The 23,868-nt window shown below is 67.3% G+C and carries 16 protein-coding genes; 9 read left to right on the forward strand and 7 right to left on the reverse strand.

Going from position 1 to position 23,868, the window contains the following annotated elements:
• Positions 1-15: 15 nt before the first annotated feature.
• The 3 genes from ACM6LU_RS33665 to ACM6LU_RS33675 are packed head-to-tail and all read left to right on the forward strand — an operon-like array spanning position 16 to position 3,253.
• On the forward strand, positions 16-1,509 hold the full coding sequence (locus tag ACM6LU_RS33665; RefSeq protein ID WP_414941867.1) for a flavin-containing monooxygenase: 1,494 nt from the start codon (positions 16-18) through the stop codon (positions 1,507-1,509).
• The gene (locus tag ACM6LU_RS33670) at positions 1,506-2,405 is read left to right on the forward strand and encodes an alpha/beta fold hydrolase (protein WP_414941868.1); all 900 of its coding nucleotides are present in this window, start codon (positions 1,506-1,508) and stop codon (positions 2,403-2,405) included. Before ACM6LU_RS33665 ends, ACM6LU_RS33670 begins: the two co-directional genes overlap by 4 nt.
• On the forward strand, positions 2,402-3,253 hold the full coding sequence (locus ACM6LU_RS33675; protein ID WP_414941869.1) for an SDR family NAD(P)-dependent oxidoreductase: 852 nt from the start codon (positions 2,402-2,404) through the stop codon (positions 3,251-3,253). Before ACM6LU_RS33670 ends, ACM6LU_RS33675 begins: the two co-directional genes overlap by 4 nt.
• On the opposite strand, the gene ACM6LU_RS33680 is transcribed toward ACM6LU_RS33675, so the two are convergent.
• Together ACM6LU_RS33680 and ACM6LU_RS33685 are read right to left on the reverse strand one after the other, a co-directional pair.
• On the reverse strand, positions 3,254-3,910 hold the full coding sequence (locus tag ACM6LU_RS33680) for a TetR/AcrR family transcriptional regulator (RefSeq protein ID WP_414941870.1): 657 nt from the start codon (positions 3,908-3,910) through the stop codon (positions 3,254-3,256).
• Between the two features lie 236 nt (positions 3,911-4,146).
• A complete protein-coding gene (locus ACM6LU_RS33685) occupies positions 4,147-5,457 on the reverse strand; it encodes a lipase family protein (protein ID WP_414941871.1) in 1,311 nt (436 codons plus the stop codon).
• A gap of 223 nt (positions 5,458-5,680) precedes the next feature.
• On the opposite strand from ACM6LU_RS33685, the gene ACM6LU_RS33690 reads away from it, so the two are divergent.
• Positions 5,681-6,040, forward strand: coding sequence for a helix-turn-helix domain-containing protein (locus ACM6LU_RS33690; RefSeq protein WP_414941872.1), 360 nt, complete (start codon positions 5,681-5,683; stop codon positions 6,038-6,040).
• A gap of 343 nt (positions 6,041-6,383) precedes the next feature.
• Here ACM6LU_RS33690 and ACM6LU_RS33695 read toward each other — a convergent pair whose 3' ends face one another.
• On the reverse strand, positions 6,384-9,197 hold the full coding sequence (locus ACM6LU_RS33695; protein ID WP_414941873.1) for an ATP-binding protein: 2,814 nt from the start codon (positions 9,195-9,197) through the stop codon (positions 6,384-6,386).
• Positions 9,198-9,644: 447 nt separating this feature from the next.
• Here ACM6LU_RS33695 and ACM6LU_RS33700 point away from each other — a divergent pair, with 447 nt between their 5' ends.
• Positions 9,645-10,856: a hypothetical protein gene (locus tag ACM6LU_RS33700; protein WP_414941874.1), complete on the forward strand. Its 1,212-nt coding sequence runs from the start codon at positions 9,645-9,647 to the stop codon at positions 10,854-10,856.
• Positions 10,857-11,193: 337 nt separating this feature from the next.
• Here the strand turns inward: ACM6LU_RS33700 and ACM6LU_RS33705 are convergent, their stop codons facing one another.
• Together ACM6LU_RS33705 and ACM6LU_RS33710 are read right to left on the reverse strand one after the other, a co-directional pair.
• Complete coding sequence (locus ACM6LU_RS33705) at positions 11,194-13,182, reverse strand: tetratricopeptide repeat protein (RefSeq protein ID WP_414941875.1); 1,989 nt, start codon at positions 13,180-13,182, stop codon at positions 11,194-11,196.
• A 243-nt stretch (positions 13,183-13,425) separates the two neighbouring features.
• Complete coding sequence (locus tag ACM6LU_RS33710; RefSeq protein WP_414941876.1) at positions 13,426-14,583, reverse strand: MFS transporter; 1,158 nt, start codon at positions 14,581-14,583, stop codon at positions 13,426-13,428.
• 69 nt (positions 14,584-14,652) lie between these two features.
• On the opposite strand from ACM6LU_RS33710, the gene ACM6LU_RS33715 reads away from it, so the two are divergent.
• Positions 14,653-15,396, forward strand: a complete 744-nt coding sequence (locus tag ACM6LU_RS33715) for a helix-turn-helix domain-containing protein (RefSeq protein WP_414941877.1) — start codon at positions 14,653-14,655, stop codon at positions 15,394-15,396.
• A gap of 54 nt (positions 15,397-15,450) precedes the next feature.
• Here the strand turns inward: ACM6LU_RS33715 and ACM6LU_RS33720 are convergent, their stop codons facing one another.
• The gene (locus ACM6LU_RS33720) at positions 15,451-16,608 is read right to left on the reverse strand and encodes a Cys-Gln thioester bond-forming surface protein (RefSeq protein WP_414941878.1); all 1,158 of its coding nucleotides are present in this window, start codon (positions 16,606-16,608) and stop codon (positions 15,451-15,453) included.
• 324 nt (positions 16,609-16,932) lie between these two features.
• On the opposite strand from ACM6LU_RS33720, the gene ACM6LU_RS33725 reads away from it, so the two are divergent.
• The gene (locus ACM6LU_RS33725) at positions 16,933-18,117 is read left to right on the forward strand and encodes a PQQ-dependent sugar dehydrogenase (RefSeq protein WP_414941879.1); all 1,185 of its coding nucleotides are present in this window, start codon (positions 16,933-16,935) and stop codon (positions 18,115-18,117) included.
• Between the two features lie 385 nt (positions 18,118-18,502).
• Positions 18,503-19,795 (forward strand): SON protein, encoded by a 1,293-nt coding sequence (locus ACM6LU_RS33730; RefSeq protein WP_414941880.1) that lies wholly within the window; start codon positions 18,503-18,505, stop codon positions 19,793-19,795.
• Between the two features lie 307 nt (positions 19,796-20,102).
• Here ACM6LU_RS33730 and argG read toward each other — a convergent pair whose 3' ends face one another.
• Complete coding sequence (gene argG / locus ACM6LU_RS33735) at positions 20,103-21,551, reverse strand: argininosuccinate synthase (protein ID WP_414941881.1); 1,449 nt, start codon at positions 21,549-21,551, stop codon at positions 20,103-20,105.
• A 724-nt stretch (positions 21,552-22,275) separates the two neighbouring features.
• On the opposite strand from argG, the gene ACM6LU_RS33740 reads away from it, so the two are divergent.
• Positions 22,276-23,844 (forward strand): molybdopterin-dependent oxidoreductase, encoded by a 1,569-nt coding sequence (locus ACM6LU_RS33740; protein ID WP_414941883.1) that lies wholly within the window; start codon positions 22,276-22,278, stop codon positions 23,842-23,844.
• The last annotated feature ends 24 nt before the right edge of the window (positions 23,845-23,868 follow it).

A 23,868-nucleotide genomic window follows, 5' to 3' on the forward strand; every position in this document is an offset into this window, starting at 1 on the left:
AGGCTGGAGTACCGCATGACGACGAGCACACCCGTCGAGCACCTCGACGTGGTCATCATCGGTGCCGGAATTTCCGGGATCGGGGCCGCGCGCTACCTGACGACCGGGCTCCCCGGCAAGAAGTTCGCCATCCTGGAGGCCCGCGGCGCGTCCGGCGGCACCTGGGACCTGTTCCGCTATCCCGGCATCCGCTCGGACTCCGACCTCCACACCTTCGGGTACGAGTTCAAGCCGTGGCGGGACAAGCAGTCCATCGCCGACGCGCCCCGCATCCTGTCGTATCTGCGCGAAACGGTCACCGAGAACGGCCTCGAACCCAGCATCCGCTACCACCACAAGCTGCTCTCGGCGGCCTGGTCGAGCGACGAGGGGCGCTGGCTGCTCGAGATCGAGCGGACCGACACCGGTGAGCGCACCCAGCTGAGCGCGGGCTGGGTGTTCAACGCCGGCGGCTACTACCGCTACGACGAGGGCTTCACCCCGGACTTCGCGGGCCGTGACCGCTTCACCGGCACGATCGTGCATCCGCAGCACTGGCCGGAAGGCCTCGACTACGCGGGCAAGCGGGTCGTCGTGATCGGCAGCGGCGCCACGGCGGTCACCCTGATCCCGGCGATGGCGGGGACCGCGGCGCACGTGACGATGCTGCAGCGCACCCCGACCTACGTGATGCCGGTGCCGCGCGAGGACAAGATCGCCAACGGCCTGCGCAAGCTCCTCGGCGACGAGCGGGCCTACTCGCTCACGCGCCGCAAGAACATCCGCAAGGGACTCGCGGTCTGGCAGTTCTGCCAGAAGTTCCCCAAGACCGCCCGTTCGCTCATCCGCTATGTCAACAAGAAGCAGCTTCCCAAGGGCTATCCGGTCGACGAGCACTTCAACCCGCCGTACGACCCGTGGGACCAGCGGCTGTGCGCGGTTCCGGGAGGCGACTTGTTCGCCGCCATCCGCAGGGGCAAGGCCGATGTCGTCACCGACAAGATCTCGACCTTCACCGAGAAGGGTGTCCTGCTCGAATCGGGCCGTGAGCTGGAGGCGGATATCATCGTCACCGCCACCGGCCTGAACCTCCAGGTGTTCGGCGGGGCGACCTTCAGCGTCGACGGCAAGCCGGTCGTCATGCCGGAAACCGTCGCGTACAAGGGAATGATGCTTTCGGACGTGCCGAACGCGGCTTTCGCGATCGGCTATACGAACTCGTCGTGGACGCTCAAGATCGGCCTGCTGTGCGAGCACTTCTGCCGCCTGCTCGCCCATATGGACGCCCAGGGCTACGACGTCTGCCGTCCCGTCCTCGCCGATCCGGACATGCCGACGAGACCTTTCCTGGACTTCGCCGCCGGGTATGTCCAGCGTGCTCTCGACCAGCTGCCGCGCCAAGGCGACCGCATGCCGTGGCTGACCTCGATGAGCTACCACTCCGACATCAAGTTGCTGCGCGCGGACGACATCACCGACCCCGAACTGCACTTCTCCCGCGCCGAGGTCCGGGAACCGGTGAGCTCGTGACCGACCACTTCGCCGACCTTCCCGGCGGCCCGCGGCTCTGCTACCGCGAGGACGGACCCGCCGACGGCACGCCCGTGATGCTGATCGCCGGGCTGGGCCTCGACCTCACGTCGTGGCCGCGGGAAATGATCGACGGGTTCACCCGCCGTGGTTTCCGCGTCATCCGGTTCGACAACCGGGACGCGGGCTGCTCCGACCGCATCAAGGCGCCGAATCCCGGCAAACTCCGGCAACTGCTGGCACGGCCCCTGCCGGATGCTTACGACCTGGGGGACATGGCGGCGGACACCGTCGGCCTGCTGGACCACCTCGGCGTCGGGGGAGCGCATCTGGTCGGCATGTCGATGGGCGGCATGATCGCCCAGACCGTCGCCGCCCGCAACCCCGGCCGCGTCCTGTCGCTGACGTCGATCTTCTCCACCACCGGCCACCGCCGGGTCGGGCGGCCGGCGCGGTCGACGTTGCTGCGTATGGCGAGGCGGCCCGCCCAGACGGTCGAAGAGTCCGTGACCGGGCATCTGGCGATGATGGGCCACCTCGGCTCGGCCACCTTCCCGCTGGACAAAGACGTCGAAACGGCCTGGGCGACCGGACTGTGGGAACGGGCGGGCGGGAGGCGGGCACGCAGCGGCATCGCCCGCCAGATCGGCGCGATCCAGGCCAGCGGCGATCGCACCGCCGAACTCGGCCGTGTCACGTGCCCGACGATCGTGGTCCACGGCGACACCGACCGCATGGTCCACCACACCGGCGGACGGGCCACCGCGAAAGCCGTGAACGGCGCCCGCTACGTCGAAATCCCCGGTATGGGCCACCACATCGCGCCGGACCTCGTCGACCGGCTCGTCGAACTCACCGCCGGACTGGCGCTGGACCCCACGGGAGAGCAGCGATGAGCAGCGTTCGCGGCAAGGTCGCCGTCGTCACCGGCGCCGGTTCCGGCATCGGCCGTCAGCTGGCCCTCGAACTGGGCAGGCGCGGAGCACGTCTCGCAGTGTCCGATGTGGACGAAACCGGTCTTGCCGAGACCGTCGCCGAGGTCAAGGCCCTCGGCAAGGAGGTGCGGGGCGCCGCGCTGGACGTGAGCGACCGCGTGGCCGTCCAGGAGTACGCGGCCACGGTCGCCGGGCGGTTCGGTGTGGTGCACCAGATCTACAACAACGCCGGGGTCGCCGGTGGCGGGCAGACCGTCCTCGACGCCGAGTGGGAGCTCTACGACCGGACGCTCGCGGTCAACCTCTTCGGCGTCATCAACGGCACCAAGGCCTTCCTGCCGCATTTGATCGACTCCGGTGAGGGCCAGGTCGTCAACATCTCCAGCCTCAACGGCTTCATGGCCCAACCGACGCTCAGCGCCTACTGCGCCAGCAAGTTCGGCGTCCGCGGGTTCACCGAGGCACTGCGCACCGAGATGATCGCGGGCGGGCATCCGGTGCGGGTGACGGTCGTCCACCCCGGCGGGGTCAAGACCGGCATCGCCTCGTCGGCGTTGAAGGAAGCCCAGGCCCGCGGAATCGAGCCGACCGCCGAGCAGGTGGAACGTGTCCGGCTGTACAACGAAAAGCTGCTGAAGATGCCCGCTGACCAGGCCGCCCGCATCATCGTCGACGGGGTCGAAGCCGGGAAGCCGCGTGTGCTCGTCGGAAACGACGCGAAACTGGTAGACAAGCTCGTCCGGCTGCTCCCGCGCCTCTACCCGAAGCTGATCGTCGACTTCGAACGGCGGCGGTTCGCCCGCCGGTGATCAGGCGTCGACGCTCCGGTGCCCGAACAAGCCGAGCAGCCAGGTGTAGCGGACGGCTTCGCGTGCTTGACCGTACGCGTCCTCGGTGCCGTTCCAAATGGCTTGCGTGATCAGTTCGATCGTGGCGGCGACGACCGTCCGCGCGGTGAACGGCGGCGGTGACGGCAGCGCGGGATCGGTGGCACGCATCCATTTCGCCGTCCGGTCGAAGACGGTCTCCCCCGCGCGCAAGGTTCTCTCCCGCGCTTCGAGGCCCGCGTCGCCGAGCGCGTAGATCTCCAGCAAGACGGCGCGGACGGCCGTCGGGCGGCGATGCACGTAGTCGACGAGGAAATCGCAGCAGGCGGCCACGGCGTCCAGCGGAGTCGCGGCTTCGGCGCCCGCCGCGACACCCTGCTCGATGAACTCGGTGGTGATCTCGCGATAAGCGGCGAGGAACGCGTCCTGCTTGTCGGCGAACTGCTCGTAGAACGACGTGCGCGAAACGCCCGCGGTGGCGGTGATGTGGCCGATGGTGGTGGCGACGTAACCGCGTTCGCCGGTGTTCTCCAGGACAGCCTCGATCAGCCTCGCGCGCTGGGTGCCTGCGACCTCGTCACGGCTGAGGTTGTGCGGCCCCTTCGGCAGTTTGCGGGTGGCGCGGGCTTGCTCGGTCACGTGCGGCACGGTACCGCTTCAGGTGGTGCAGACCAATGGTCTCGTGAGTGGTACTCACCGCAGTGGGTCTCGTCGCGCCTACCCCGGTGGCCGTGTCGCGAAAGCCACTTTCAGGACATCAGACGTCGCGAAAGTGGCTTTCGCGACACTCGGGGTGGGGGCGAGTCACGCCAGCCGCACTCACAACTGTGCCCGACCGTGGGGCACGGCCGGGCACAGTCAGTGGGCGAGCGCGGTCAGCCGACCGGCACCTCCGGCGCCAGTGAGTTGCCGGGTGCGATCTTCCCGCAGGTGGACGGCGCGGACTTGCCCGCGAACCGGTCGTTGAGCCAGAGGATGGCCTGCGGCGCCCAGGCGACGGCCGCCCCGACGTGGCTCAGCGTGTTGTACTGGTCGTACCTGATCGACTTGTTGCCGGTGTCGCAGTACTGCCGTGCCAGGGAGCGCACGTCACCCGCGACCATCACGCCGTCACCGGTGCCGATACCCGGCGGGTTGCCGAAAGTGCCTTCCACGACGCCGTTGTTCCCTTGCGCGATGAAACCGGGGATGGTGGGCGTCGGCGCCGAACCGAGATTGACCTTGTTCACGGCCTCGATGTACGGGAGCACCGTGTTCGGGTTGATGTATTCGGGCTTGACTAACTTTTCCCACGTCAGCCCGGGATAACGGCCGAGCGCGTCGACGATGGACGCCTTTTCCATATCCTTGAGCACCTGGCGGCCGTAGGAATTCGCGTACGGCGTGAGATCGATGTCGAAGGACCGGGTGACGCCGATGAGAGCCATCGGGATGACCCCCGACCACGCGAGGCTTCCGTTGACGTATTTGAGATTGTGCGACGGCTTGACGAGCACGCCGCCTTCGGTGAATCCGACGAGGTTCTTGTTGACGTCGGGCGCGTAATCGGGCGCGAGCGCGGCGGCCCAGCCGGTCGCGATGGCACCACCCGAATAGCCGAGGAGCCCGAACCGGGTCTTGTCGTTCATTCCCGTCTCCGGTGCCCGTGTCGCGGCGCGGATCGAGTCCAGCGTGTTCGTCCCGTATTCCGGCCCCGCCGCGAAGTTCGCGTCCTGGCCTTCGGTGTCGGGGATGACGACGTTGTAGCCCTGCAACAGGGAAGGAGCGATGAGGAGAGACTCCGCGTTCGCGATCAGGCCACCGAGCGAGACGTCACCGGCGATCGCCCGTGACGGGCCGTGCTCGGGGTTGAGCGAATCGTAGAACGACTGGTACGAAACGGCTTTGGTGCTGTCACCGGTGAGGCTGCGTACCACGGAGGTGACGTTGGCGGACGGCTTTCCGAGCGCGTCGGTGGTCCGGTAGAGCAGCTGGGTCACCTTGAGCGGCGTGGAAATACCGATGACGTGGTAATTCAGCGTCCGGGTTTTCAGTACGGTTCCGGGGCTGTATGACGACAGCGGTTCGCTGCCGTCATAGCTGTAGAAGGGATCTGTCCTGGGGGCGGCTGTGGCGGCGGGCGCGGCGGCGAAAGTCAAGATGAGCGCGAGCACGAGGGCCAGCAGACGAGCGGGCTTTCTGATCATGACTCCTCTTTGAATCATGAAGTGGATCACGTTTTGGATGTCCGGAACCTACCAGCCGGTAACCGGTGATGTACAGACGCGTACATGATTATTGACGCGACCTTGATGTCTGTTTTGGCAATGCTCGAGCGAAGAGAACCTGTACGGGTGCTGGATTTGCGAGGGTAGGCGCGCGACTGTGGTGGGGGACGGGTCGTACCAAGAGCGGGGTGGTGGCCTTGAGATGACGGACCCGGGCGATTCCGACGCCCGTGGAGAGGGTCGTGAACTTGAGGTCGACGCCGAGTTGGTGCGAGCGTACGAAGGCGGCGCCACGATCACGGAACTCGCCGCCCGCTTCGGGATGACCTACTACAAGGTGCGCGCCTTACTCATAACGGCTGGAGTAGAGCTGCGACAAGTGGGGCCGACGACGCCGCCGGCCCCACCGGGCCTCGTCGAGGCATACCTCGGCGGAGCGAACATTCACGATGTGGCGAAGAGATTCGGGCTGAGCTTCGGGGTCGCCCGGCGGATGCTGCTGCAGAACGGGGTGCGGCTCAGACCCAAGGGAGGTGGCTCGAAAGGTAGCGGTCGCCCCTAGTGTCACTATCCGTGTTCACCACCGGCCTGTGTCGCCTCAATATGTGCGCCACCAGTCGTTGAACACCAGCACGGAGGCGGTCGCGAGCAACATGGTCATCGCAGGCATGGAACGCAGGAACTTGTTCAAGTGCAATCCTTTTCGGGGGTTCGGGAGGCACGCCATCCGAGTCGATCAACTCGGATATGCCTGAGCAGCGTAGGGCCGCCGAGTTGTCTTACGCAAGCATCAACTGTGGAGTCTTGACAGGAGGCGCTCTACTGAAAGTTGCGTCATCGCACGCGCTAGCTGCGGCTATCAACCGAAAGACGGGCGCTCGCTACCTCACCGCGAACGGGCGAATTCACCGATCTGTGTACTTCTTGCCTGCCCGGCGGGCCGGCGGCAGCATCGCGACCGTGTCCTCGTCGCCTTTCCGTGTCGCTGGAATCGTGCCAGGGAGCCCAGCCACTTTCTTGCCTAGTTCGGCGATCCGCTGCTCCAGTTCGGCCGCCTTCACATGCCGCCCCCGATCGCGGTAGAGACCTGCCGCGCGGTCGAGAACCTCCCGTGCATCCGGAGAGTTCCCTCGCTCGGCGAGGATGCGTCCCAGGGTGGCGAGCGCCCGAGCCTGACCCGTCGCGTGGTGGGTGCGTTCGGCGAGATCGACGGCGTGATCCGCGTACTGGAGTGCCTCGCGGTCCTTGAGTTGCGCGTGCGCGAGAGAGGCGAGCACCGTGTACAGCTTCATGGTCGCCGGTAGATGGTGGATCTCGTCGGCCAGCAGCAAGGCCTTGTTGCCGTGCAGCGTGGCCTCGTCGTACCGGTTCAGGTGGGTCAGCACGCCCGCCAAAGCCGTGTGGACGGCCATCTGCCCGGAAGTGTCGCCGGTTTCCCGGCGATGTCCCAGCGCACGTCGATAGTGTTCGACGGCGGTATTGTGCTCTCCCGCGACTTCGAGGGCGTTTCCCAGTCGATGTTCCGCGGTACCGAGGTGGCCCGAATCACGTACGACGTGTGCCAGTTTGAGGCAATCGCGATATCGGGTGATCGCCTCGTCCTTGCGGCCGGCGTGGTGGTGGCGCCTGGCCATGTTGAGGAGGACGGTGAGCCTGCCGAAATCGTCGCCCTGTTGGAGTACGAGGTCATACGCCATCTTGAGATAGCGATCCGCCGTCCGGTCATTCCCGAGGAGCATGTGGACCTGACCGAGGTCGTTGAGCGTGCTCGCTTCGGCGACCGGATCCCCGGTGGCCGAAGCCGACCGGGCGGCGATCGTCAGCCCGTTCACGATGTCGTCGTAGAATCCGTACCTGTCGTAGATATCGCTGGTGACATGGGGGATCCGCCAGGCGTACTCGTGGAGTCCATGGACGTGAGAGTCCTCCACCAGCGCGTTGAGGTTGGTCCTCGCGTTCAAGCACCACTGGCGGGCGGCGGCCGGTGATTCGAAGTCCAACGGCATCGCGCCGGGCTCGACAGGAGGCATCGGTGGACGAGGTTTATGGGGATAGACTGTCATATGGGCGTTGAAGGCAGTGTGCAGGTAGAACGACAGCAATCGCCGCCGAGGGCCGTCCCCGTCACTTTCGCGGTCGGCGAGGGTCGCCGCGTACCGGTGGAGGATGTCGTGCATGCGATAGCGGTCGAGATCGCCGGGATGCTGGATCAGGTGCGCGGAGAAAAGCGCGTCGAGTGACCTTCGCGCGGCGGCGACGCTGATCGCTCCCGCCGAGGCGAGCGCCGCCGGACTCATCTCCGTGCCGGGGTGCAGGCCGAGAAGGCGGAACATGCGCTGCTCGGCCTCCTCGAGCGCGTTGTAGGACCACGAGTACGCGGACTGCAGGTGGATTCCGGCACCGTCCCCGTCGTCGCCGATCGTCAGGAGGGTCTCCGCGTCCTTCAGTTGATCAGCCAGTGTGTGCAGGCGCAGTCCGCCGCGGGTCGCCGCACGGTCGGCCACGATGCTCAAGGCGAGCGGGATGCCGTCGCACAACCGCGCGAGCGCCTCGAGGACTTCGGGTTCGTGCTGCCCGCGTTCTCGCATGCGGTGCGACAGCAGTTCGCACGACTCGGCAGGCGACAACGGTTCGAGTGAGATCGACGGGACGTTGTGCAGGGCCGTCAGTGGGGTCAGACGCCGTCGGGAGGTAAGGATCACCGTGCACGAGGTCAGCGTGTCCAGCAGCGGTTGGACGTGGCCGAAGTTCTCCACATTGTCCAGTACGACGAGTGCGGGTCGCAGGGAAAGGAGTGTGGTGAGCTTCGCCATTCGCCCTGCCGGGCTGACGATTCGGTCGACGGCGAAGTCGAACACCGCCGAAAGCAGGATATCCACGACGTCGGTGGCTTCCAGGCGCGGAGTCCGGCTGAACCCGTGCAGGTCGATCATGATCGCGCCGTTGGCGAAACGGTCGGCGGCGCGGTGGGCCCAGTGCCCGATGGTCGTCGTCTTGCCGACCCCGGGCGGGCCGGTCACGCAGACGATCGTCGCCAGTGGTTCGCCCGTCGCGCCGATGGCCAAGGAGTCGAGATTCGACAGGATGTCCTCGCGGCCCACGAAGCGGTCGATATCACGCGGCAGTCGCCGTAGTGGGACGACGCTTTCCTCGACTTGCTCCGGTTTTCTGTCAGCGTTTCCGGCGTTGATATGAATGGATTTTGGAATCGGGGGCCTGAGCGCTTCGTGGAAATCACGGAGTTCATCCGCGGCCTGTTCGTCGCCCTCGGCGCGGAACGCTCGATACTTCCTCAAGTAGAACGCCGGGATTTCCCCGCGACGGCCAGTCGAGTTCAGTGCCTTGATTCGAAGTTTGGCGAAGCCGAGTTCTTCCGGATGGTCGTGATCGAGGTCCTCGAGACGGTGCAGGGCGGCGATCGATTGTTCGGTGGCGATCAGTTTGTCGAGCAGGAAGGCGTTCGCGGGAATCCAGTCCGTCTGGATGAACGACGTACGCCAGTCCTCGGCAGGGCGCGTCGTGAGATCGGCCAGCGGATGCTCTCGCCACAGTGCCACCGCCGCGGCCGCGGTTTCGCACGCACGTCGAAGTTCCCCGCTGTCGCCGAGCGCTCTGGCGTTCGCCATCGTCGTACGGAAGGCCACGTAGTCGATCAGTGAGGGATCGACGTCGAGGGTGTACCTGCCGTTCGCGGTGACCAGTGCCGCCGGTGCGCGCACTTCCCGGAAAAGGTGACGAAGGCGTGTCACGTATTGGTACATCGTAGATCGAGGGTCGCGTGGACGTTGTTCTTGTTCGTCCCAAACCCATTCGACTACGTTTTCTATCGAAAGGCGACGGCCTGGTCGGGTGAGGAGTGCCGCGAGTATCCCCTGTTCGCGCGGCCGTCCCCAATTCGCGGCCATATTCCCGTGCATTCGCACCGTAGTCTGCCCGAGAACTCCGAAGGCAACTTCCATGGAGGCCCCCTTCCCATCGGCAGTGCGTGCTGCCGCCCCTCGCCTCGCTCTCCAGTTTCACATTCTTTTCCGTTTCGAACCAGGGTGACCTGTGTGGACCGGACGATCGGTGATCGTTTGTCAGGAGTTTCAACCGCCGGGCGAAAGGTCGGTGTCAGGGGACGGGGCCACTCTCCTTCCCACGTTCACCGACGAAAGGGGAAGTTCGTGAGCAGGGAAATGTGGATTCGGGGGCCGGTCGGGGCGGGTGCGGAGGCACGGGTGACGCGAGCCGGGTGCCGGACGGCGCTCGTCGTCGTCCCGACGATGACCGCGGGTACCCGGCTGCTGGACATCGTGCCGTTGCTCGAATCGGACCATCGGGTGCAGGTGGTGTTCACCGTTCCGCACACGACCGATCACTGGCCGGGGGTCGAGGAGTTCGTTCGCGAGCAGCACGGCCTTCTCCTGCCGTGGGAGCAGGCGGTCCAGCACACGTTCGACCTCGTCCTCGCGGCGAGCCATCGCCATCTCGCGCAACTCCGGGGGCCGATCCTGCTGATCGGGCACGGCGCGGGGACGATGAAGTCGCATCGCTACAGCCGAAAGGCCGAAAGGCCGTCGTTGCCCGCCACTGGCCTGGACCGCGAACTCCTGACCTATCGGGGCCGGATCCTGCCTGCCGTCCTCGCGCTGGCCACGGAGGACGAGAGGGCGGCACTCGGTTCCCTCTGCGCGGAAGCATTACCCGCCGCCGTCGTCGCCGGTGACATCTGCCTCGACCGGATGGCCTCGGGGACGGAGTTCCGTGAGCATTACCGGCGGGAACTGGGGCTGAGTCCGCGGCGACGGCTGGTCACGATCAGTTCGACCTGGTCGTCCGACTCGATCTTCGGCCGGGTGCCGAGTCTGTGCCGGGCGGTTCTGGACGCCCTCCCTCCTGCCCGGTACGCGGTGTCGGTGGTATTGCACCCGAACGTGTGGACCGTCCACGGGCGCAGGCAGGTGACGGCCTGGCTGTCCGACTGCGTCGAGGCGGGGCTGCTGCTCATCCCGCCGGATCGCGGCTGGCAGGCGACCATGATCGCTTCGGACTGGGTGATCGGTGATCACGGATCGACCACCGCGTACGCCGCCGCGATCGGCCGCCCGGTCACCCTGGCCACCGAGCCGGGGGGCGGGCTCCGCGAGGGCAGTATCGCCGATCTCGTCCGGGAGCACGCTCCGCCTCTGGACGGGGGGTCGTTGCCGGAGCAGGAAGCCGAGGCGGTTCGCCGCCGGGATCGACTGTCTTCGGTCGTGGCGCGGGCGATCAGTTCCAGACCGGGTGAAGCGGCCGCGATCCTGCGGTCGGCGATGTATCGGCTTTTGGGAATTCCGGAACCGGACGCTCCGCCGGTCGTCCCGATGCTGCCCGCGCCTCGTCCGATCGAGATGTGAAGCCATGACCATCTTGGGTTCCGTTCACCGCCTGGTCTTCGGCGTGGCCAGGATTCGCTTGTATATCGACGATTTTGCTGGCGATGCCCTCATTGTCGCGGTCGACGCCGTACCAGAGGGGTGGGCTGCCGTCGGAGACGTTCTTCTTCGAGAAGACTGCGAGACAGCCGACGAGGCGCAGTGTGTCGCCAGCGGCGCTCTGCGCCGCTGGCCCGGTGCGAGTTCCGCGGTCGCCGCTCATCCCGGCGGTTACGTCATCGCCACCCGCACGACGGGAATCACCGCGGTGGCAACGGAACCACGGCGGTCGCCGGAGCGCTGGAGCACCCGGTTGAGCTCAGTCGCCGAGTTCGACGGTTCGGGGATCACCCAGTTCGGCGTAGAGGGTTCGAGCTTCGGCGAGATGGCCGGCGCCCTCCTTCTCGCGGCCGTTCTGCAGCTCGATCTCTCCGAGGGTGGCGAGGATTTCAGCTGTGTAGTAAGGGGAATCGAGTGCGCGTACCGTCCGTAGCGAGTCGGCCAGCCGGGCGATCGCGTCATCGGCGTTCCCTTCCGTGGCATGGATCTTGGCGAGCGCCATGACGGATCGGGCGTGCTGGGCGGCATCACCGAGTTCGGCCATCATGGTCGCCGCCGCGGTCAGTTCGATCATGGCTTCGCTGTGCCTGCCGAGCTTCGCCAGTACCTCACCCTGGCGGCGTCGGCACAACGCGACGCCTCGGGGGATGCCCAGTCGCTCCTGCAGGTCGGCGGCCTGGCGGTAGAAGTCGAGCGCGCCGTCGAGATCCCCCTGCCCTCGTGCGGCTCTGCCGAGCTGTGAGAGCGCGGTCGCCTGGGTCGGGCCGTCGTCCTCACGCTGTCCCAGGCGAAGCGCGACAACGTTCTCCTCGGCAGCCTTGTCGTACCACCCGAGTCCGGCGTAGGCGAACGCGAGCTGGCACCTGAGCCGTGCTTGCACCAGTGGCAGATTCACCCGGGTCGCGGCCAGGATGCCGCGTTCGAAGGTCGCGATCCACGACAAATAGTCCCTGTGGTGCAGGAAGAAACCCCACGACGCTTCGCAGAGTTGCCAGACGATGTCATCCCACTCCTGCTCCACCGCCAGAGTGAACACCGAGCGGATCACGGGCAGCTGGTCCCGCCACCAGGCGAGTCCTTCGGCGCGCCCGGCGAAATCTTTCGATCGTGCTTTACGTGAGGCGAATCTCGCACGGTGGGGATGGATGACCTCGTCGGCCGCCAGCACCCGGTCGAGATACCAGCGGGCGAACGAGTGGGCCAGCCGATCCCGCTCGTCGGCCGACAACGAGACGGCGGCGCGCGTGCGCGCGTCACTGCGCAACACCATGTGCTGGATCAGCCGGTCTTCGCCGGTTTCGGAAAGGAGGTTCGCCTCGATCAGTTCGTCGATGTCATCCTCGACCGCGCCGGCCGGACGGCTGAGTGCCGCGGCCAAGGCTTCGGTGGAGAAGTACGGACCTGGGTGCACACCACAGGCGAGGTACACGCGCGCCGCGCTCTGAGGGAGCCCTTCGTAGACGACCTCGAAGATCGCGTTCAGCGAAAGTGCCTTGTCCGCCGCCCGTTCCGACGACGTCCAGCGTCCGTAGGCGGCGGCTTCACGGGCAAGGCTGCGCCGGGGCCGGGTCCTCAGCCTCGCCGCGACCAGCGTCAGCGCCAGCGGGAGACCGCCGCAAGAGGCCGCGATCTCGCGTGCGGCGGGCGGATCGGATCGGACGCGTTCGGTTCCGGCGTACCGCTCGAACAACTCCCGGGCCTGAGGCTCGGTGAGGGGCGGGAGATCGACGAACTGTGCCCCGTCGATGCCGAGATCGGTGAGCCGCCATCGGCTGGTGACGACGACGACCGCCGCCTGGCCGGCGGGGAGGAGCGGGCGGACCTGGGCGACGGACGCGGCGTCGTCGAGCAGGACTGCGATCCGCCGCGACGCGGTGGCGGTGCGGAACGCGGCGGCTCGCTGATCCAGGCTCATGGGGATCTCCGCGGGCGAAGTCCCCAACGCCGTCAGGAAGCCGTACAGGACTTCGCTGGGGTCTTCCGGTGGCTGCTCGCGCGCGCCGCCGAGGTCGCTGTACAGGATGCCCTGTGGGAACTCGTCAGCCTTGCTGTAGAGCCAATCCAAGGCAAGCGAGGTTTTGCCGACACCACCCACTCCGCTCACCACCACCAGATGCCGTCCAGTGCCTTCGCTCCAGAGCCGGTCCAGTTCGGCGGTGAACCGCTCACGCGCTTCGAACACCACTGGAGGAGCGGGAACCTGCCATGGCCGCTCCGCGGGAAATCCGGGGCCGGCCGGGGCGGTCATATTCTGACCCCACCGCTTTTCCAGGCTGCTTCCAGCTGATGCAGGCGCCGTCCTGGGTTGTTCATGCGGTGTCCCCCCGTTTGGTATCAGTAGGCCAGTCTCTCCAATGGTGCGGTTGCAGGCGAGAAAGTGTGGGACGCGCCATCTTAACTCAAGGGGTGATGCACGTGCGTCAGCACAGGCGTTTCCGGCCGATCGCTTCGAAAACCGTAGCCTGTCCATAGTGGACCAACGAATTCGTTGTCATCGTGTCAGGTTCTCCTGTCGATATGCTTTCACGCCTTCGAGGGGTTCCGACAATGAACGGGTCACGAGCCAGCACAAAGCGGGCAGTGCGATCAGTGGCAGCAACGCCGTTCGAAGGGACGTGTGGTCGGCGATGGTGCCGAGGAGGGGGCTCGCGAGGCCGCCGATGCTGACGGTCAGACCGAGGGTGACGCCACTGGCGGTGCCGACCCGGTTGGGGAGGTAGTCCTGCGACAGCGTGATCTGCAGGGAGAACGGGACGTAGAGGCCGACGGCGGCCAGGAGGACGAAGGCGAAGAAGCCAGGGCCGGTGATGAACACGACGCCGCCGACGGCGAAGACGGTGCCCAAGTACGACCAGCGAACCAGGGCGATCCGGCCGCAGCGCTCAGCCAGCCTGCTGCCCAGCAGCGTGCCCCCGGCCCCACCGAGGTAGAGCAGGAACAGCGCGGCACTGCCCGTCGTCGTGCCACCGCCGACCCGTTGCTGCGCGTAGAGCGAGACGAAAGTGCTCAGCCCGACGAAGACGATCGACCGGAAGACGACGGCCAGCGACAACTTCCCGAACGATCGCCAGTCGTCGGTCCTCACGATGACGGCACCGTGACCGCCTGCCGGGCCGGGCCGGGTTAGCGCACGCAGTACGGGCAGGCAGAGCACGGCACCGGCCATGGCCGGGACGACGAGCAGCGGGGACGCCGTCAGGCCGCCGATCGCCATGACCGCGGTGACGAGCAGGGGAGCGGCCGCGAAGCCGATGTTCCCGCCGAGGGAGAACCAGCCCATCGCCGTATGGCTGCCACCGCTCGCGCTCCTCGCGGCCCTGGCTGCTTCGGGGTGGTACGCGGCGACACCGATTCCGGACACCGCGACGAAAGCCAGTGTCAGCGCGTAGGACTCGACGAGCCCGCCGAGGCCGATACCGAGACCGCCGAGGATCGTGCTCGACGGGAGCAGCCAAGGCATCGCCCACCGGTCGGTCAGCGCGCCGAACACTGGCTGAGCCACCGACGACAGCAGTGACGCCGCGAGAACGATGCCCGACACCGCCGCGTACCCATAAGCGCGCTCGGCGGCGAAGAACGGCACCAGCGCGGCCACCGAACCTTGGTACACGTCGACGCAGGCGTGCCCGGCCGACAGAAGAATGATCACCCGGTTTTTCCCCACCCCGCCATGTTCGGCGCGGGCCGCCGTGTCGCGCTTCCGATAAAATGACAAACAATGACGGAAATCCGCCACTTGCCCGCCGCGCCGACACAGGTCCGTTCCCTGGCCTCCGGCACGGCGATCGACGCGCACCGCCACGACGACCACCAGGTCGCGTACGTCGCCCGAGGCGTCCTGGCCATCACCACAGACAAGGGTTCCTGGGTCGCTCCGGCCACCAGGGCCGTCTGGATACCCGCCGGGACCGCGCACGCCCACCAGGCGCACGGCGACCTCGAACTCCATCTGGTCGGCCTGCCCGCCATCGAAAACCCGTTGCGGCTGAACGAACCCGGCGTACTGGCCGTCGGACCGCTCTTGCGCGAGCTGATCCGCGCCTACACCGGCCGGCCGCGCGAGGACACCCCGGAACGGCGGCGGCTGCGCGCGGTCTTGCTCGATCAGCTGCGCGCCTCACCGCAGGAGCCCCTGCACCTGCCGACGCCGGAGGATCCGCGGCTACGCGAACTGTGCGAGATCTTGAGCGCCGATCCGGCCGACAACCGGACGCTCGCCGCCCTCGGTGCCAGGGTCGGGGCGAGTGATCGCACCCTGGCGCGGCTCTGCAAAGCCGATCTGGGCATGACGTTCCCGCAATGGCGCACCCAGCTGCGGCTCTACCGCGCGCTGGTGCTGCTGGCCGACAACACCCCCGTGACCGCGGTGGCGCACGCCTGCGGCTGGTCGTCCACCAGCGCGTTCATCGACGTCTTCCGCCGGGCCTTCGGGCACACACCGGGCGCGCACTACGACCGGTGAACGAAGAAACGGAGCCGGTCCACAGTGGACCGGCCCCGTTCTTCGGTTCGCTTCTTACGCCTCGCTACGGCGACGACGCACCAGCAGCACCATCAGCGCACCCGCGCCGAGGAGTGAGCCGCCGATGACCAGCGGCAGGGTCGCGGAAGCACCGGTGTTCGCCAGCTCGTCGCCGCCACCCGACTCGGCGCCACCGGGCGTGGAGGGGGCGGGGGCTTCGGTCGTGGGCACGCCGCCCTGCTTCCAGCTCACGGTCGCGTTCGCGACGACCGAGGTCTTCTCGGACTCCGCGACAATCAGCGACTGCGCGGGGACCTTGGCGTAGTTCTCGCCGACGAACAGGCGGCCGGTGTCGAGGTGGCCGCTGACCTTCAGCGTGAACGAGCCGTTGCCTTCCTTCGCGTCTTTGGGGACGTCGATGAAGACCTTGGTGCCGTCCTTGATGGCGGCGGCCTTGATCTCCTTGCCGTCGGCGTCGGTGACCTTGACGCCCTCGGGCAGCTTGCTGGTCAGCTCGGTGATGTCACCGGTGGTGGCGACGCTGAACGGGCCGATCTGGGTACCGGGCGTGCCGTTGGCCTTGGCCGGGCCGATGTCGAGGGTCGGCTTCGGCTGGCGGCCGATGCCGGCGTTGTCCTTGCCGGTGAGGTAGTCGTAGAGCGCCAGCACGTCGGCGGACGCTTCGGCATTCCCATCCATCAGCGGCTTCTCGCGGTTGAAGTTCTTGCCATCGCTGAAGTGCCAGACGGCGGCCTGCGTCGCGGTGACGGCCTCGCCGAGGGACAGTCCGCCGTTGAGCTTGGCCCCGTTCTTGCCGAGGGTGCCTTCGAGGGCTTTCAGGCCGGCCGCCGGGTAGCCGTGGTGCAGCACCCAGTTGATCTTCTCGCTGTTCTTGTTGAACGGCGAAGCGGTGTCCGGATACTTGTTCCACGGGCGCTCGATCATGTCCTGGTCGGTGCGCATGCCGACCTCGACCTGGACGCAGTACATCCTGAGCTTGCTGCCGTCGGAGAGCTTGAGCTCGAACAACTCCGGGACGTAGTGCTTCTTGTCCCCGAAGTTGACGCTGTAACCCCTGTCGCCCGCGCGATCGACGACCCGGCCCCGCGCCGCGCCGTCATCGGCGAGAGCGGCCGGAGCGGCCATCGTCAACGCGACGGCCGCGGAAGCCACCGCGATCCCGCCGCGAACCAGAACTGACCTGCCGTGCATATGTCTCCTATCCCGATACGGACCATGAATGCCAGTGCCGCGTGCGACCACAGGCGCCGACCGCAACGGCTCGCCCAGATGGGGGATAAGTACTCCCATCGAGCGAGAGCGGAGCATACAGAGGTCACACGTGTGGCTACTCCGGGGTATGGCCGATGTCCGAATTGCCCCGAAAGAAGGATGAACATCGCGAGAACGTTCTCGGTTGAGTAGGGAACGAGGTCCGAGGGAAAGAAGCCGACGAAAGCTCGCGGATGGAGGTACCACCACTGCTCCGGCCGCTGTTGAATTGGACCAGACCATTCAACGGTGATTGGAGTCCACATGACGCGACGGCATCTTCGCCAGGGGTTGTCCCTGGTGGCCGGGTTCGCCTTGGCGGGAGCACTCCTCCCGGCGGCGAGCAGCGCGGAACCGCGGGAAGCAAGGGGTGTCCCGCTCGGCGAGCTGACCGCCACGGCGACCCAGGTCGCTTCCGGACTGGTGAACCCGACCGCCATCACGGCGCTCAACGACGGGAGCGGCCGGATCCTCGTCGTGGAGAAGCGGGGGGTCGTCCGGGCCTACCATCCCCGGACCGGCCTCGCCGCCAGGCCGTTCCTGGACATCAGCGACAAGGTGAACGGCGGGGACGTCGAGCGCGGGTTGCTCGGGTTGGCCATCGCGAAGGACAGGCGCGTCTACGTCGCCTACACCCGCAAGTCCGACAGCGCGGTGACGCTGTCGCGGGTCCGGCCGGACACCGGCGAGGTCACCGAACTGCTGACCCAGTCGCATTCCGAGTTCCCCAACCACAACGGCGGCCAGCTGGCGTTCGGTCCGGACGGGTTCCTGTATTGGGGGATCGGCGACGGTGGCGGCGGGGGTGACCCGCTGGCCAGCGGGCAGCGGCTGGACACGCTGCTGGGCAAGATCCTGCGCGTCGACGTCAACCGTGCGTGCCGTCCGCTGCGGTACTGCGTCCCGGCGGGCAACCCGTTCGTCGGTGTCGCGGGCGCGCGTCCGGAGATCTGGTCGTACGGGCTGCGCAACCCGTGGCGGTTCTCCTTCGACCCCGCCGACGGCTCGCTGTGGATCGGCGACGTCGGCCAGGGCCGGTTTGAGGAGGTCGACCACATCGCGAAGGGCAAGGGCGGCGCGAACTTCGGCTGGTCCTGCAAGGAGGGTCCGGTCGTGTTCGACGAGACGCGGTGCAAGGACGGCGTGACCTACACCGAGCCGGTCTTCCACTACATCTCCGGCGCGGAGGGCTGCGCGGTGATCGGCGGACACGTCTACCGCGGCAAGAAGTACGCCTCGCTCGCCGGTGGGATCTACCTCGCCACCGACTTCTGCCAGGGCACCGCCTGGGCCGTCCGCAAGAAGATCGACGGGACCTACGAAAGCGCCCGGATCGGGGAGTTCCCGCTCGAAGCCACCACGTTCGGCGCCGACCAGAACGGTGAGCTGTACCTCGCCGACGAGACTCCCGGCGGGCTGCACCGGATCTCGTTCCAGCGCAAGCGTTAGTCAGGGAGGGCGAAGGTGTTCGTGGGCGAGGCCGGAGGTGGGTCTCGTAAGTGCCGAGTCACGTGTCTCAGCCCAGCGCGAGCGCTGCGAGGCTGATGCCCCCAATGCCACATTGGAGACGTTCAGCGTCTCCAATGTGGCATTGGGGGCCTTCGAGACAGCTGAGCCCGGCGCGGCCGGGGGCTCACCCTCGCCGCGCGCCGACGACGGCGACGGCTCGGGCCACGGTTAAGGACCCACAGCAACAACCTGTTCGCGAAGGCCGTCCGATTCGCGCTGAGCACCGGCTCCCGCGCCCTACCGATTCACCTGATCGCGTTTCATCAAGTTTTCATCCTTCCTCCCTAGCGTGACGTCGTCTGGTGATTTCAGCGATGGAGGCGACGTGGAGCAATCATTCCCACCCGGAGGCGCGCAGTGGCCGCCGCCGCAGGGCTGGGTTCCCCAACCGGTACCGGCACCACCCGCCATGAAACCCCGGCGGTGGCTGCTGTTCGGCGGTATCGCCGGGCTGGTGCTGGTGCTCCTCGCCGGACTGACGACCTGGCTGCTGTGGCCCTCGAAAGCGGGCCGTGAGCCCTTCGAGCAGGCGCTGGCAGGCCTTTCCTCGGCGCCGGCGGTCCGGAACAGCACCTCCGCGGTCGGCGGGATGATCAAGACCGACGTCAAGACCACCGCCTTCGGTGAGACGTCGGGCACGATGTCCTTCCAGGGCAGGAAGATCGAGATCCTCGTCGTCGGCGGCAAGGTCTACTTCAAGGCGCCCGACGGCATGCTGCCGGGGTCGCGAGTGGACTCGTCGGCGGCCGAGGATCTCAAGGACCGGTGGATCACCGGCGAGGAGGCGTTGTTCGGCCCGGTCCTGCAGCAGTTCGAGGCACCGGAGAAACTCGCCACCCGCCTGCGCGAGGCGCTGGAGCGGGCGGACGAGATCCCCGGCGACCAGAACGAGACCGTCCGGGACGTCCCGGCGCTCAAGGCCAGTACGTCCGCCGGTGATCTGTACGTCTCGAAGGAGGCGCCTCATCGGCTCCTCCGCTACTCCGTGAAGGTGCCCGGCGGGATGCCGTCCGTCCCGCGGCTGCCGACGATGCCCGGTCCGGAGTCCCGGCCCCAGATGCCGACCGGCGGCAGTCTCGGCGAGTCCGATGTGGACGCTCTGTCCCCACAGGAGACCGACGCCGTCTACGAAGACCTGATGTCGAACACCAAGAAGCTGTCCGGCGCGGTCGACACCGGCGTGCGGTTCGACATGGACGGCGCGGCCACGGTCGCGTGCAGCGCCTCGGGCTGCACGGTCACCGCGAACGTGTCCAACTCCGCGTCGGCGAACGGCGGCGGGAAGGTCACCGGCCAGGTCAACGCCACGATGACCGCGAACGTGACCATCGGCGGCCGTTCGGCTGGCAGCTGCCAGAACACGGCGACTTTGCCGCTGAACGGCTCGGGCTCGATCAGCTGCGTCAACGGCGGGGCAGGCGGTGTGTTCTCGTCCGTCGAAGCGGAAAAGAAGGCGGACGCCGAAGCACAGTCGCGTGCCGCGGGCGGGGTGCCGGTCCAGTACCGGATCGAGAGCATCGCGACGGTTTCCGTACTGGCCGAAGCGATCGGTCAGGTCGAGATCACCCGGCTCGTCGACGAACTCTCGGAGCGGCGGTCGAAGCTCGGCGGCGGGTGATCCGGGAAACTGCGGGATGGAGTACGTCAAGATCGTTCCGGAGGCGGAGGGTTTGCTTCGACCCCGCCGACTACCTGGGACCTGCCGGACCTGGCAACCGAGCTGCTGCCGGGTGCGGCCCGGTTCGCCACCGACCCTCGTCTCGCTCGTCCGCGGCAGGGTCCGCGGTGCTGGCGGCCTCGACGGACGCGTCCGGCGTCGCGGCCCTTGTCCTTGACCGGGTAAAGAAACAGCGCCGGGCGAACGGCTTCGATGCCGCGCGCCCGGCGCTTTCGCGTCCCGCTTGTTCGGGTCGGTCCGTGTTGACTCAGTCCGTGCCGGATTCGATCGCGGCGTGGTCGAGCAGTTCGTCGTCGCCCGAGGCCTTGCCACGCGAGGCGATCACCTGCGCGCCCCCCGCGTCCATCGCCCCGATCAGGCCGGTCGACGCGGCTTGCGCGGCCCCGATCAGCGTCGGGTGCCCGCCGCCGACCATGCCGAGCCCGGCGTACTGCTCGAGTTTGGCACGCGAGTCGGCGATGTCGAGGTTCCGCATGGTGAGCTGGCCGATCCGGTCCACCGGGCCGAACGCCGAGTCCTCGGTGCGCTCCATCGACAGCTTGTCCGGGTGGTAGCTGAAGAACGGGCCGGTGGTGTCGAGGATCGAGTAGTCCTCGCCGCGCCGCAGCCGCAGGGTGACCTCGCCCGTGACGGCCGCGCCGACCCACCGCTGCAGCGATTCGCGCAGCATCATCGCCTGCGGGTCCAGCCAGCGGCCCTCGTACATGAGCCTGCCGAGACGGCGGCCCTCGTTGTGGTAGCTGGCGAGGGTGTCCTCGTTGTGGATCGCGTTGACGAGCCGCTCGTACGCCGCGTGCAGCAGCGCCATCCCCGGCGCCTCGTAGATACCGCGGCTCTTGGCCTCGATGATCCGGTTCTCGATCTGGTCGGACATGCCGAGCCCGTGCCGCCCGCCGATGGTGTTGGCCTCCAGGACCAGGTCGACCGCGGTGGCGAACTCCTTGCCGTTGATCGTCACCGGGCGGCCCTGCTCGAAGCCGATCGTGACGTCCTCCGGCGCGATCTCGACGTCAGCGTCCCAGAACCGCACGCCCATGATCGGGTTGACGATCTCGATACCGGTGTCGAGGTGCTCCAGCGACTTGGCCTCGTGGGTCGCGCCCCAGATGTTCGCGTCCGTGGAGTAGGCCTTCTCGGTGCTGTCCCGGTAGGGGAGGCCGTGGCCCTGCAGCCACTCGGACATCTCCTTGCGGCCGCCGAGCTCGCTGACGAACGCGGCGTCCAGCCACGGCTTGTAGATCCGCAGGGACGGGTTCGCGAGCAGGCCGTAGCGGTAGAACCGCTCGATGTCGTTGCCCTTGAAGGTGGAGCCGTCGCCCCAGATCTGGACGTCGTCCTCGAGCATCGCGCGCACCAGCAGTGTGCCGGTGACCGCGCGGCCGAGCGGGGTGGTGTTGAAGTAGGTGCGGCCACCGTTGCGGATGTGGAAGGCGCCGCAGGCCAGCGCCGCGAGTCCTTCCTCGACCAGCGCGGCCTTGCAGTCGACGGCGCGCGCGACCTCGGCACCGTAGGCCTTCGCCCGGCCCGGGACCGACGCGATGTCGGGTTCGTCGTACTGGCCGATGTCAGCGGTGTAGGTGCACGGCACTGCACCCTTTTCGCGCATCCACGCGACCGCTACCGAGGTGTCGAGGCCGCCGGAGAAGGCGATCCCGACGCGTTCGCCGACAGGCAGAGAGGTGAGTACCTTGGACATGATGGAAGTATATGCATAGTCGTGTATGACCATGCAAGCCGGGGTAAGCAGGGCAACCCGGGCGGGTGGTCCTGCTCACCCCGGCCGGTCCGCCGGCCGGCCGTTCACCTGGCCGTGAAGGCCTCCTCGCCTACCCTGAGGGTGGTGAAGGAGTACTTCACCACCTGCCGATGTGGTTCTGGTGACACTGGGGCGGCCGTGACGTCGCGTCCTGTCCTGGAGTCCTTCATGGACTCGCCACCCGACACGGCACCTTGGCTGTCGTCTGCTGGGCGCCCTGGTCGCCTGAAGTACCTGAGGGCCCCTTCCTTGCGCCTAGCGCAGGGTCCCGGCAAAGTCGAGGTCTTGCGGGTCAGGCGGTTATTCGCCGCTGTGTGGGGCTGACGATGGAGGAGTTGGGACGTCGAGTGTCCCCATTCCTCCATCGTCGCGGGATCACACCGGTTGCGAACCTTGACCAACAGAGGTTCAGGGACATCCCCCCGGCACACGCCCGAGCCCCTGCAGGCACCAGAAACATCAAGCCCGGACTACCACCAGCAGCGCAGACCAACAGCTCTGCGACTTCGCCGGAACCCTGCGCCCAGCACAAGAGGGGCCTTCCTGTATGTGGGGAAGGGGGTGTCCGCGGACGAATACCGGGTGACCGCCTCTGCTGCATACAGGTTCTTCTTTTTGTGAAGAGAAAACCAGTCCGCGGGCCGACCGGCTGCGAATACCTGGCATGAAGACTTCGCGAGCCGATCAGGAACCCCGCCTCCCGCTGTTCGGGGCGGCGGCGATCGGTGTCGTGGCGCTCGCCGCGGCGCTGGCGGCCGGCCACCTGGTGGCCGGGTTCATCGGCGCCAACGCCTCGCCGTACCTGGCGGTCGGCAACGGGGCGATCGACCTGACCCCGGTGGAACTGAAGGACTTCGCGGTCCGGACATTCGGCGTCTACGACAAACTCGTGCTGCTCGGCGGAATGGCCGTGGTGATGGTGCTCGCCGCCGCCGCGGCGGGGGTCGCCTCGCGGCGTTCACCCATTCCGGGGGTGGTGCTGATCGCCGCCTTCGGCCTGCTGGGTGGATTCGCCGTGTCGCAGCGCCCCGACCTCACCTTGGTCGCGTTGCTGGCACCGCTGGCCAGCCTGATCGCCGGTGTCGGCGTCTTCCTCTGGCTTCATCGCCTGGCCGCGGCCAGGGCGCACGCCAAGGTGGAGACCGCGGGCGATGCCGCGTCCCCGTCGCGACGGTCGGTGTTGCTGGCCGGGGCGGGTGCCGTCGTCGCCGCTGGAGCGGCGGGCGCCGGAGGGCAACTGCTCGCCGGAACAAGGGACGCGGAGTCTTCACGGGCGGCCATCGGCAAGCTCGTCCCGGTCAAGCCGGCGCCGCCGATCCCGGCCGACGCGGATTTCGCCAAACTGGGTACGCCTTCATTCCTCACCTCGAACCGCGACTTCTACCGCGTCGACACCGCGTTGTCGGTGCCGCAGGTCAGGGCCGAGGACTGGAGTCTTCGGCTGCACGGAATGGTGCGCAACGAAAAGCGGTACAGCTACGCCGACATCCGTGATCGGCCGCTGATCGAGCGCACGATCACCATGACGTGCGTGTCCAACGAGGTCGGCGGGACCTACGTGTCCACGGCGAACTTCATCGGCGTGGACCTCGGCGATCTGTTGCGGGAGGCCGAGGTGCTGCCCGGAGCCGAGCAGCTCTTCTCCACCAGTGTCGACGGCTGGACCTCCGGTAGCCCGGCCGTTGCCGCGCTCGATCCGGAGCGGGGTGCGATGCTGGCGATCGGGATGAACGGGGAACCGTTGCCGGTCGAACACGGTTTTCCCGCCCGGCTGGTCATTCCCGGTCTCTACGGATATGTGTCGGCGACGAAATGGGTCAAGGATCTCGAGGTCACGACTTGGAAAGCGCGCCGCGCGTACTGGCTCGACCGTGGTTGGGGCGAACAGGCCCCGATCAAAACGCAGTCCAGGATCGACAGTCCTAAAGGGTTCGAAACGGTATCCGCCGGCAAGGTCCGGATTTCCGGTATAGCGTGGGCGCAGCGAACCGGGATCGAGCGGGTCGAAGTCCGGTTCGGCGCCAACGGGAGCTGGCAGCCAGCAACGCTTTCCCGCGAGGTGGGTCTCAACACCTGGCGTATGTGGTGGACCGAATTCGACGTTCCGGCGGGAAGTCATCAGGTCACCGTCCGGGCGGTCGACAAATCCGGCTACACACAGACCGACGCCCGCGCCGGAACCGTTCCGGACGGCGCGACGGGCTGGCACGTCATCAGCTTTACCGCACGGTGATCGGCGTCACCCGAAAGAGTGGCA

The organism is Amycolatopsis sp. cmx-11-51 (genome assembly GCF_047608665.1).
In the GTDB taxonomy this organism is placed as follows: Bacteria; Actinomycetota; Actinomycetes; order Mycobacteriales; family Pseudonocardiaceae; genus Amycolatopsis.